13 protein-coding genes and 1 pseudogene are annotated in these 10,500 nt (G+C 66.5%); 7 read left to right on the top strand and 7 right to left on the bottom strand.

Annotated features, from left to right (window positions below; genetic code table 11):
- Window positions 1-564 precede the first annotated feature (564 nt).
- Window positions 565-1,092 (bottom strand): annotated as a pseudogene (locus ACFWF1_RS06200) (YbhB/YbcL family Raf kinase inhibitor-like protein); the annotation flags it as partial.
- Between the two features lie 148 nt (window positions 1,093-1,240).
- On the opposite strand from ACFWF1_RS06200, the gene ACFWF1_RS06195 reads away from it, so the two are divergent.
- Window positions 1,241-1,936 carry a GntR family transcriptional regulator gene (locus ACFWF1_RS06195; RefSeq protein WP_379285871.1) on the top strand — a complete coding sequence of 232 codons (696 nt, stop codon included), beginning with the start codon at window positions 1,241-1,243 and terminating at the stop codon, window positions 1,934-1,936.
- A gap of 106 nt (window positions 1,937-2,042) precedes the next feature.
- On the opposite strand, the gene ACFWF1_RS06190 is transcribed toward ACFWF1_RS06195, so the two are convergent.
- Window positions 2,043-2,939, bottom strand: a complete 897-nt coding sequence (locus tag ACFWF1_RS06190) for an NAD(P)H-binding protein (RefSeq protein WP_379285870.1) — start codon at window positions 2,937-2,939, stop codon at window positions 2,043-2,045.
- A 67-nt stretch (window positions 2,940-3,006) separates the two neighbouring features.
- Between ACFWF1_RS06190 and ACFWF1_RS06185 the strand changes: the two genes are divergently transcribed.
- A complete protein-coding gene (locus ACFWF1_RS06185; protein WP_379285868.1) occupies window positions 3,007-3,816 on the top strand; it encodes a LysR family transcriptional regulator in 810 nt (269 codons plus the stop codon).
- Between the two features lie 101 nt (window positions 3,817-3,917).
- Here ACFWF1_RS06185 and ACFWF1_RS06180 read toward each other — a convergent pair whose 3' ends face one another.
- A complete protein-coding gene (locus ACFWF1_RS06180) occupies window positions 3,918-4,124 on the bottom strand; it encodes a DUF397 domain-containing protein (RefSeq protein WP_379285867.1) in 207 nt (68 codons plus the stop codon).
- A gap of 684 nt (window positions 4,125-4,808) precedes the next feature.
- Here ACFWF1_RS06180 and ACFWF1_RS06175 point away from each other — a divergent pair.
- Genes ACFWF1_RS06175 through ACFWF1_RS06160 form a run of 4 tightly spaced genes read left to right on the top strand, consistent with a single transcriptional unit; the run spans window position 4,809 to window position 7,212 of the window.
- Window positions 4,809-5,150 carry a WXG100 family type VII secretion target gene (locus tag ACFWF1_RS06175; RefSeq protein ID WP_379285865.1) on the top strand — a complete coding sequence of 114 codons (342 nt, stop codon included), beginning with the start codon at window positions 4,809-4,811 and terminating at the stop codon, window positions 5,148-5,150.
- Window positions 5,147-5,458 carry a WXG100 family type VII secretion target gene (locus ACFWF1_RS06170; RefSeq protein WP_379285863.1) on the top strand — a complete coding sequence of 104 codons (312 nt, stop codon included), beginning with the start codon at window positions 5,147-5,149 and terminating at the stop codon, window positions 5,456-5,458. Before ACFWF1_RS06175 ends, ACFWF1_RS06170 begins: the two co-directional genes overlap by 4 nt.
- The gene (locus tag ACFWF1_RS06165; RefSeq protein ID WP_379285861.1) at window positions 5,455-6,921 is read left to right on the top strand and encodes an ADP-ribosyltransferase; all 1,467 of its coding nucleotides are present in this window, start codon (window positions 5,455-5,457) and stop codon (window positions 6,919-6,921) included. The genes ACFWF1_RS06170 and ACFWF1_RS06165 overlap by 4 nt, the downstream gene beginning before the upstream one ends.
- A gap of 15 nt (window positions 6,922-6,936) precedes the next feature.
- Window positions 6,937-7,212 carry a hypothetical protein gene (locus ACFWF1_RS06160; protein ID WP_379285859.1) on the top strand — a complete coding sequence of 92 codons (276 nt, stop codon included), beginning with the start codon at window positions 6,937-6,939 and terminating at the stop codon, window positions 7,210-7,212.
- A gap of 96 nt (window positions 7,213-7,308) precedes the next feature.
- On the opposite strand, the gene ACFWF1_RS06155 is transcribed toward ACFWF1_RS06160, so the two are convergent.
- Together ACFWF1_RS06155 and ACFWF1_RS06150 are read right to left on the bottom strand one after the other, a co-directional pair.
- Window positions 7,309-8,106: an alpha/beta hydrolase gene (locus tag ACFWF1_RS06155; RefSeq protein WP_379285857.1), complete on the bottom strand. Its 798-nt coding sequence runs from the start codon at window positions 8,104-8,106 to the stop codon at window positions 7,309-7,311.
- A 117-nt stretch (window positions 8,107-8,223) separates the two neighbouring features.
- On the bottom strand, window positions 8,224-8,700 hold the full coding sequence (locus ACFWF1_RS06150; protein WP_379285855.1) for a MarR family winged helix-turn-helix transcriptional regulator: 477 nt from the start codon (window positions 8,698-8,700) through the stop codon (window positions 8,224-8,226).
- 41 nt (window positions 8,701-8,741) lie between these two features.
- Between ACFWF1_RS06150 and ACFWF1_RS06145 the strand changes: the two genes are divergently transcribed.
- Window positions 8,742-9,656 carry an alpha/beta hydrolase gene (locus ACFWF1_RS06145; protein WP_379285853.1) on the top strand — a complete coding sequence of 305 codons (915 nt, stop codon included), beginning with the start codon at window positions 8,742-8,744 and terminating at the stop codon, window positions 9,654-9,656.
- On the opposite strand, the gene ACFWF1_RS06140 is transcribed toward ACFWF1_RS06145, so the two are convergent.
- Together ACFWF1_RS06140 and ACFWF1_RS06135 are read right to left on the bottom strand one after the other, a co-directional pair.
- A complete protein-coding gene (locus ACFWF1_RS06140) occupies window positions 9,650-10,003 on the bottom strand; it encodes a VOC family protein (protein WP_379285851.1) in 354 nt (117 codons plus the stop codon). The two genes, ACFWF1_RS06145 and ACFWF1_RS06140, sit on opposite strands and share 7 nt — an antisense overlap.
- A complete protein-coding gene (locus tag ACFWF1_RS06135; protein ID WP_379285849.1) occupies window positions 10,000-10,314 on the bottom strand; it encodes a hypothetical protein in 315 nt (104 codons plus the stop codon). The genes ACFWF1_RS06140 and ACFWF1_RS06135 overlap by 4 nt, the downstream gene beginning before the upstream one ends.
- Window positions 10,315-10,500: the final 186 nt, after the last annotated feature.

Genomic DNA, 10,500 nt, shown 5'->3' with positions numbered 1-10,500 from the left:
GGTGGTGTTCGTTTTTTTCTTTTTAGCCCACTGAGCCTCGGGGGGGGGGCGGCCCCGGGGCCCCGCCCGCGACCGGGAAGCCGCACAGCTGGATCAGGCGGTCCGCCGGCGGACGGTGCGCTCGAGAATACCCAGGGTGGCTTTGAGGGCCGACTCGGGGACCACCGGGAAGACGAGGCGCCGCTGCCACTTCTCGTCGATTTCCGACCAGTCGTAGAACGACGTGACGAGAGTACCGTCCGCGACGGGTTCGAGCCGGTAGCCGTAGATGTGGCGGACGGGCGGACGTATCTGACCCTCGACGGTCCAGGCGATCTCCTCGTCCGGGGCGAACGCGGTGATGACGACCTCTACGTCGTACTTGCCAAGGGGGAAGTCGCCCAAGGCTTCTCGGTCCATATGGACCAGGAACCGGTCGCCGACCTGCTTGACGGGTTCGCCTTCGGCATCGAGCAGCATGCCCGACGCGTCGATGTCCACGTGGCCCTTCGGGTCGGTGAGGACCGCGAAGATGGCGTCGGCGGCGGCCGGGATGAGCCGGGAGACCTCGATCCGTTGCGGGCCGGGCGTTTCCGCGGTGGCGGTCAGGACCGCGCGGCCGAGGATGTGGCCGGACATGGTGAAACCGAGGACGGCCGGCGTGGCGTCGGCCGGGACGCCGATGGACTCGACGTCGAGGGCGTGCACCACGATGAAGTAGCGATGCGGGCCGTGCCCGGCGGGCGGGGCGGCGCCGATGAATCGGGCGAGGCGGGCGTCGTTGGGTAATTGGAAAGCACCGTCGGGCAGGCCGGAGCCGGTGTCGTCGCCCGCGCCCGCGGGCAATTCGGTGACGCCGGCGGGGATGTCGGCGACCGCCCAGTGCCAGAACCCGGATCCGGTGGGGGCGTCGGGGTCGTAGACGGTGACGGCGTAGCTCTTGGTGCCCAAGGGTGCGCCGCTCCAAGACAGTTGCGGCGAAACGTCTTTCCCGCCGGGGACGCCGGCGGAGAACTGCTCGGGCGACCAGGCGGCGCCGTCGGTGACGGTGGCGCTGGTAACCGTGAAGGTGGCCGCCTCGGGGAGGCGAGCGAAGGGGTCGTTGGCGCTCATCGCGTCGTTCCTTTCAAGCCATGCTGGGACAGTGGCGGTGCTGTGGCGGACTGAGGCCCGCAGCGTCCCATGGGGGCGACGCCATCGCCACTAGATCGACAGTAGCATAGATAATCGATTATCTGACAGATTGTTCTATACTGGGCGCATGACCCGGATGGCCCCCGCCTCGACCTCGTCGGGGAAGCAGATGCTCAGCGAGCAGATCTACACACACCTGCGGGACGCGATCATGCGCGGCGACTACGCCCCCGGCGACGCGCTCAAACCGCAGGACCTCGCCAAGGAACAGGGCGTGAGCCTGGCCGTCGTCCGCGAGGCGCTGGTGCGGGTGGTCGGCGAGGGTCTCGCCGACCGGCTGCACAATCGCGGCTTCGTTGTCCCGGCGTTCTCCGATCGCCGCTGGCAGGAGATCGCGGAGGCGCGCCGGACCATCGAACCGGCGATGCTGCGTATGTCGATCGAGCGCGGCGACATCGACTGGGAGGCCCGCGTCCGGGCCGCCCATCATCGGCTGGTCCGGACCCCGGCGTTCGGGCCGGAGCAGGGCGAGCATTACAGCGAAGCCTGGTCCGAAGCGCACCGGCTCTTCCATCGCACCCTGTTGGAGGGTTGCGGAAACCCGGTTCTGCTGGAGACTTTCGACCGGATGTGGATCGCGAGCGAACTGGCGCGCCGCTGGTCGGCGCAGCGCACGCCCGGGCGGGACGGCGTCGAGGAACATCGCAGACTGGAGGAGACTGCGCTGGCCCGCGACGCCGACGCCGCGGCCGAGACGTTGATTCGGCACCTCACCCTGACCGCGGCCGGACTAGCCGGATCCGAACCAGCGCAGGAAGTTTGATCCGTCGCAGTCCCTGCGGTCTTCAGGCAGCGGCGTTGGTTGTCACGTCCTGATGGCGTTCCGACTGCGGCGCGCGTAGTCGGTGGCTGGATCCGACGGCGAAGCTTTATGCCTCGACAGCTGGCTTCAGGACCTCTGCACACCACTCGCGGAAGGTGGTCGGGCTGGCGGTCTGCGGGGTGCGCGGCACGGCTATGTCGAGTCCGTCGTCCTTGGCGAGCATCATGTCGACGAGGCCCTGAGCGTGTGCGTCGCCGACGCCATATCGGGCGAGCGCAGCGCGGAAATCATCGACCGACTGCCGCTCGTAGCGCACCGGGCGGCCGAGTACGTCGGTCATGATGTCGGCCATCTCGTTCTGCGAAAGGTCCTCGGGGCCGAGCACGGGGACTTCGCCCGTTCCCGTCCAGGACCGGTCGAGCAGTAGGCCCGCGGCGGCTGCGGCGATGTCCCGAGTCGCGACCGCCGGTGTCTTGCGGTCGGCGGTGACGATATCGGTGAACACGCCGTTGTCGCGGATCGAAACCACCTGTCGCAGTAGGTTATCCATGAAGCTCGGGTTGGCGAGCGCCCGGTAGGCGACGCCGGAACCGGCGATGAGGTCGTCCATGGCCAGCGACGCGGTCACGTGCCCAGCGTGCCCCGCGACGGGAGTGCCGCGGCCGAGCGCCGAGACGCCGACGACGTGCCCGACCCCGTTGGCCGTGAACGCTTTCGCGGCGGCACGGGTGAATTCGGCGAACACCGCGTCGAGGCTCGGTGCCTGCGGGTTCGGCGGGACCAGCCAGAAGACAGCGCCCGCGCCCGCGAAGGCTTGGTCGACGACCTCGGCGTCGCCGTGTGAGCCGGTGACGACGTCGACACCGTCGCGGACCGTCTCGGGAAGCTTGCCGGGGTCGCGCGCGATGACGCGCAGTTCCTCAGTGCGCGTTGGGCTTTCGTGGAGCAGGAGGTTCAGCAGCCTGCTGCCGATGGTGCTGGTCGGTGCGGTGATGACGATCATGCTTCGAGTCTCGGGTCGGCAACTCACGCCGTCCAATACCCTTTCCGGCGATTGATACCCTCGAGGTATGGATCTCGATCTGCGCAAGCTCCGCTACTTCGTCGAGGTGGCCGAGCATCGGCACTTCGGCCGCGCGGCGGAAAAGCTCTACATCGCCCAGCCGGTGCTCAGCCGCCAGATCAGAGCCTTCGAGCAAGAGTTGGACTGCACCCTGCTCGTGCGGACCACCCGCAGCGTCGAGCTGACCGCCGCCGGACAGCAGCTCTACGAGGAGGCGAAGGGCATCCTCGCATCGGTCGACGCGGCGGTGCGGCGCGTGCACGACGTCGATCAGGAGGTGCGGCGGCTCGTTGTTGCCTTCGCCCCGGGACTGCATGTGTCCGAGGCGATCCGGGCGTTCGCCGCGCAATACCCGGACGTCGAGATCGACCTCGTCCCCGCACGCTGGTGGGAGCAGGACGCGCCGCTCCGAGACGGCCGCGCCCAGATCGCGTACCTGCGGCGGCCGTTCGACGAGTCGGGTTTGCGGACCATCCTGATCGGCAACGAACCCAGAGTCGCCTGCATGCCCGCGACCCACCCGCTGGCGCACCGCCGCGACCTCACCCGCGCCGACGTCGAGGGCGAGCGAACGCTCGACGCACCGACCAGGCGAACAACCTCACTGGAAGAAAAATTCGAGCTCATCGCCGCCGGCCACGGCATCGCCCTCATCCCCCTGAGCGTCGCCCGCGCCTACGCCCGCCCCGACCTCATCCACCTCCCCGTAACCGACGCCCCACCCATCGAGCGATGCCTGGCCGTCGCCGCCGACCGCCGCGAGAGTCTGCTGCGCGACTTCCTCGAGATCGCCACGTCGACACTGCGGTCCGCCTGAAACCATTGCGGCGGAGACTGTTCGAAGTTGGCTTCTCAATACAGGGTTCGAGCCCGACTCGAACGTGCGAGTCGGGCTCGTCAGCTATCTGCAGCGGGTGACTATGCGCTGGTGAACGCGCCGTCGGCCACTCGCGCGGTGAACGTATCCCACACCTCGGGGGCGAAAACCAATGCCGGTCCGGTCGGGTTCTTGGAGTCCCGGACACCGACCGCACCGCCCTCGACGAAGGCCACCTCCACACAATCCTTGGAGGCACCACTGCGACGGCTCTTGAACCACTTCGCGCCGGACAGGTCTACGTTCACGGGCATACTCCTTTGTGATCCTGAGAATGAGCGAGCGCGGCATCTGCCGCGCCCACGAGAGACACACGGTCGGGCCGGGTCACGATACGACCCGACCCCACCCCGGCGCTACCCTCATTTCCCATTCACGCAACGCCACCGGATCAAAGGCCGCCCGCATTACCGGCAGAAGTCCGCTTTGCGCGTTTTCATGAAATGCCATGCGTGCAACGCGATCTCTGACAGTTAGCGATCGACGGTCCCGTCAATTCATCGATCCAAAAACCGCTGCTGTCCAGAGGGTTTCGTGTTCATTGCCTTCAGTTCGCATGTAATATCGAAGAAGTCGATATATTCTCGCGAGATTTGGGCGGCCTAATCGGTGGCTTACGGTAACTCAGGACTATCTGCCGCCGATACGTCTGCGTCAACTCTGTTGGTGGCGAGCTCAATTCGCAACCGCAAGCGTGTGGCCTCCCGTCTGCGTTGCCGGGTTCGGTCGTGCCGGACGCGCACCGCAGGGGGGTCTGCTGGTGACTCGCGGCCCATTGATCTACGGTTCCTGTTGTGGCGGTGCGGGACTCAGCGCTAAAGAGCTCGTCGAAGCCCTGTTTCCGTGGCGCTACCCGCACGAAACGGATACCGGACCATCCTGACCAGCAGCTCGATCGACACCGAGGAGCCATCCCGTGAGAGACGACAGAGATGACTGATCAAAGCCGCGTCGACGCGGGACAGCAACTAGGCCTGATTCCGGCCGAAGTATCGGACGCCGGTCAGTATGTTCAGCAGACAGCGCAATCGTTGATCGATGCCGTCCGCTCGGCCGACACCGAAGTCGCCGGACTCATGTCGAGTTGGTCGGGTGCGGCGGCCGAGGCGTATCACGCGGGGTGGACGGAGACCCGCACGGGAGCGCTTCAGGTGCTCGGGGCGCTCCACGACGTAGGGGAGCTGCTGGGGGTGTATGTCGCCCAGATCGACACGGTCGACACCGCACGCGCCGAAAACCTCACCGCACAGACCAGTTCGCTGGATCTGCCATGAGTGGCGGGCAGGAATACACCGTCGACCTGGCTCACCTGGAAACGGTTACCGCGCACATCGCGGCGCTACAGAGCTTCGTCGAGGACTCCCTCTCCGGCGTAGATCAGCGCGTCGCCGCCGTGCATCGGGAGTGGACCGGCGCCGCCGCGACCGCACACGCGACCGCACACCAGCACTGGCAGGCCGGAGCCCAAGACGTGCGCGACGGTATCGCCGCGATGCGGGCCGCCGCGGTGACCGCGCACACTGCCTACAGCGATGGCATCGCGACCAACCTGCGCATGTTCGGGGGGAGTGCGCAGGCATGACGCAGCTGAAAATCGACGTCAACGTCTACTACAACGCCGCGACCACGCTGATGGTCGGTGCCGGTGCCTTCTTCGCCGCGTTCGAAAAGGAATGGAAATCCTCGCTGTGGAACTGCGCCAACATGTGCGGCAGTTACGAGGAAGCACGCCAGTGGGCCAGCACCTACGACCAGCGCTCGCAGGAGCTGTTGAAACTCGCTGACGACACCGCCTCGGCCGCACTGAACTACGCCCGCGTCATCCGCACGTGCGGCTACAACTACGCCACCGCCGAACACAACGCCACCACCGGAGCCACCGGCCCCGGCCCGGACAAACCACCCGCCGTCCCGGAGTCACCCGGCTCCTGCCTGTTCCCGCTGCCCTCGGCCGGTGGACCGGGACAAGGCTTGGTAGCCGATGGGCTCGGCCTGGTCGAAAAGATCGGGCTGACCGTGCCCGATGGCGACACCACCAAACTCCAGAACGCCGCCAACGCGTGGGCCGCCCTGGCCGCCGCGCCCGACTTCGCCGGATTCCCGGACCTGTTGCGCCGTGTCGCCGCGACATTCGACGGCCAGGTGACCGCGCCGGAGGTGGCGTTCATCGGCCACGATCTGGAGATTCTCGCCGCCTCGGCGACCGACGTGATCGCCGCCTGCGGAGAGATGTCGAGCTCGTGCACCGAGCACCGCGCCAGCCTCGACGAGCTGCGCTCGGACCTGCGCGACACCCTGGAGCAGCTGGCCGACGAGCTCATCAAAGAGCTGGCGATCACGGCCGGTATCGCGATCGTCGCGTCGCTGGTGACCTTCGGTGCCGGTGCGGCTTTGGGGACTGCGCGCGCCGCACAGATCGCGGAGAAGTTCGCCGCCCCCCTGCGCTCGATGATCAGCTTGTGGAAGGCGCGCAAGCTCGCGAAGTCGGTCAAAACCGGAACCACGCTCGAAAAGCATGCCCAGGAAATGCGACGCATCAAGGAGATACCGACCGAATTCCGAGCCGCCGAACGAGTCCCGCAAGCACTGACCAAGACCGACGCCGACGCGATCGCCGACTACACCGGTTCGGCACACCAGCCGATCAACGGGTGGCTGCGTAACGGCAAGGACTACATGCCCAAGGAAGTCCAGGACCGCGTCGTCGAGTTGGACCGGGCACTGGACAAGCTGCCGAACTATGAGGGTCCCGTTACCCGCGTGACCGACGTGCCACCCGATGTTCTGGCGACCTACCGCAAAGGCGAAGACGTCACAGAACACGCGTTCACCAGCACAACCCCTGCAGGTGTAAGGGCGGAAAGGGAAGGCGCAGTCGAGTTCCGGTATTTCTCGCAGACCGGCAAGGACATCACACCGTACTCAGCACCGGGCAACCCGGAAGTCCTGTTCAAATCCGGCACGCAGTTCAGGGTTGTCGAGCGTCTCGACCCCGACTTCGGCCGCGATCGCACGATTATCACGCTGGTCGAGAAGACCAGTTAGGAGAAGGGGAAAGCTATGAGCAACAACGAAGGCAAGCGGATCGCGGGCAAGACCTTCAGAACCCCGGACCCAGACGACCAGCTGGACCCAGCGCTGGTTGCGCGTGCGCTGGCTGCGTTCGAGGAAATCGACCGGCAGCGCGCAGCGGCACCACCCGACACGACCCCTGCAGAGCCGCTGCCCGAGCGATTTCACGATGACATGATCGGTACCGAGTATGAACCGTGGGTTCGCGAAGTCTGGGCCGAGCGGGAACGGAAACGGCAGCAGCAGAACAAATCCGGAGACTGAGCAACCAGCTACTCCTCGCGAAGCGGCGAAGGGTTAGCTCGCGAGCCTCCAGCGTACGAAATGTGCTGGAGGCTCCCCGGGTTTCGAGGGCAATACCTAGCGCGTATCCGCGAGGTGGCGTTGGAACCAGGTGATCAGGGCGGTGTCTACCTCGCGGGCGTGGGGGAGTTGGGGAGCGGGGGCGAGGCCGGGTTCGTCGGCGAGAGGGTGGGCCAAGCCGGGGATTGGGTGGAGTTCGGCGGTTTCGCCTACTGCGTGGACGAGGTCGAGTGCGTCGGTGCGTAGGGCTGGGTGGTCGAGTTCGCCGCTGATCACCAGCAGTGGGGCGCGGCGGATGGTGGGGGACTTGGTGACGAAATCCATGCTGTCGACGGCTTTTTCGGACTCGGCGTCGTAGGGGTATGGGCCGGGGAACAGGTTTACGACGGAGCGCATTCGGATGGCGGCGTTCACTATGGCGGCGGCGAAGATCGGGGTTTCGGTGTCGGCGAGGACTCGCAGGGCGACGGCTCCGCCCAGGGAGCCGCCGAGTATGCCGATCGGGCCGTCGTCGACGGGTAGTTGCTCTCGGATCGATGCCAGGGCGGCGGGGAACTCCTCGGTCGCCTGGATGACGAAGGGGTACAGGAAGGACATTAGGACGTCCTTGCGCATCAGTTCCGCGCCAGCGTCCATGGTGCCGTTGACCATTCGTGCTCCGCACATCGGCATACCGAGGTGGACGCGCCATGCGGGGAGGCCGTTCATCGGCAACGCGGCGGCGAACGCGGCGTCGGAGCGTGGTGCGTCGAGCATGTGCCAGGTGACGATCAGGGGCGCGGTGGCGGCGTCGCTGACCGGCGGCAACGCGGTGAACGGCACGCCGGCGGCGGTGCCCGTGATCGGTGATTGCATGGGGTCACGGTAGGTCTATGGGTTGCGTGCCGGGAACCGGTTTCGCTACTAGCGGAAGATGTTGTGGAATCGTCGTTTTCGGACTGTCCGCTGATGTGCGGTCTCACCGGGCACGGCTCAACCCGTGGGCAGGCCGACCTGGTCGCGCTCGAGCGCGCCGCGCAGTTGCGAAAGAGCCTGCGCGACACCCGACAACGAGGAACTGCCGACCGCGGTGCCGAGCAAGTGGGTCAGCTGCTCGGTGAAGGTTTGCTCCGCTGCGTCGACCAGGCGCGCGCCGGCATCGGTCAGCGCTAAGAGCGAGGACCGGCGATCCGACGGATTCGGTTGCCGCACAATCCATCCCTGCTTTTCCAAGCGGTCGACGCCTTTGCTCATCGCCCCGACGCCCGCGGCGAACTCACTCGCGAGGTCCGCGACTCGGGCCCCGGGGTGATCGCGCAGAAAGCGCAGGGATTCGAACTGTGAGGTGACGATCCCGTGTCGCTCGCGCAGGCGGTCGTTGAGCGCGTTGTACAGCCGCGTCTCGCACCGGACGAGGTCGGCGAACAATCTGGCCAGGTCGACAGCGTCGCCATCCGGTGTATATTCCATGGCATATACTGTACAGGAAGATAGTTCCTAGGAAGGTTTGCATGAGCAGGGAACAACGCACGAAGATCGACATGCTGCTACGGCAGCCGCGACCTGCGGGGACCGGTTCGGTCGAGGAGATCCGCGCAGGATTCCGCGCGCTGATGGCCCAGATGAACGTGCCGACCGAGATCCGCACCCGAAACACGACACTCGGCGACCGGCCCGCGGTGCTCGTCGAACCGGCGAGCACCACCCGAGCTGGGACGATCCTGTACTTTCACGGCGGCGGTTTCGTCTACGGTTCACCCGAGACGGCGATGCCGCTGACGGCAAACCTGGTGACCCGCACCGGATTCCGCGCCTACTCGGTCGACTATCGACTCGCGCCCGAACATCCGTTCCCGGCCGCGATCGACGACACACTCAGCGCCTACCGAGCCCTGCTCGACAGCGGCGAACACCCGTCGACCATCGCGTTCGCCGGCGACTCCGCGGGCGGCGGCCTGGCCGTCACCACCTGCCTCGCCGCCCGCGACGCAGGCCTGCCCATGCCCGCCGCGATCGTGGCGTTCTCACCCGGCCTCGACCAGACCCGCACCGGCGAAAGCATGGACACCAAAGCGGTCGTCGACCCACTGTTCACCCGCGAGCGCATGGAACACACCGGCGCCATGTATCTCGCCGGACAGGACCCACACCAGCCCCTGCTCAGCCCGGCAACCCTCGCCGACCTCAGCGGCTTCCCGCCGATGCTCCTGCAGGCAGGTACCAACGAAATGATCCTCGACGACGCCACCCGCCTGGCCGCCCGCGCGCGAGCGGCCGGCGTGGACGTCATCCTGGACATCACCGCCGACGTGCCCCACGTGTTCCAGTCCTTCACCGGCATGCTCGACGAAGCCGATGAGGCCCTGGACCGCGCGGCCTACTTCCTCGGCCAGCGCATCCCGACCCGAGCTGCGATCAGTCAGTAGTACTGGACCAAACAGAATTCGTGGTCTTCGGGATCGGCCATCACAACGACCACGCCCTCGTCATAGTCGTGCCGTTCCCCGGTGTGCCTGCCGCCGAGGGTGATGACCTGAGCGATGCCCTGATCGATGTCGTCGACGGCGATGTCGAGGTGCAGGCGCACCTTGCCGTGCTTCGGCTCGGTGACGGGTTGGAAGACGAGGCGGGGCAACGGGTCGTCGCGCTGGCCGAGGTAGACCCAGCCGGGCTGGGCCGGACCCGATGGGCGGTCCAGCAGGGCGCTCCAGAAGCCCGCGACCTTGGCCACGTCGACACAGTCGATCGTCACGCCGACCCAGCGGTTCGTCATTTCGTCGGTTCGCCTGTGCCGAAGAGGATCTCACCGGTGTGTCGAGCGAACACGACCTTTCCCGCGTCGGTGAACCGCGCACCGTCGGCGCGCAGCGCGACGGCGGGCCCGGATTCGTACGCGGCGAACGTCTCTCGATCCGGGAACACATATCGCCCTTCGACCCGCCCGTCGTCGAGCAGCGCGACCTGTCCCGAGACGGCCGCGCCGAGCTCGACCACCTTCGCCACGTGCCCGTCCCGCATCCAGGCCAGATACTCCTGTCGCACTGCATCGTTCGCGAATTCCGCAGTCACTACGTAGGTGAACATGCCGACCATGTCACTCGGTAAACATCGTCTTGGCAAGAGCCAGCGGAAGTGTCCAACTCCCGTGTGCTCCTTACGGGGCGGTGGGCGACCAAGAATCGAGCCGAGTCAAAAGGTCGCTACTTGATCTTCAACAGCGACCATTTTTCTAGACACGCAAAACCGGGGACACGGTCAGCGGAGGTTTTT

It is taken from the genome of Nocardia sp. NPDC060255, assembly GCF_042727395.1.
In the GTDB taxonomy this organism is placed as follows: Bacteria; Actinomycetota; Actinomycetes; order Mycobacteriales; family Mycobacteriaceae; genus Nocardia.
This window is presented reverse-complemented; position numbering and strand designations above follow the sequence as displayed.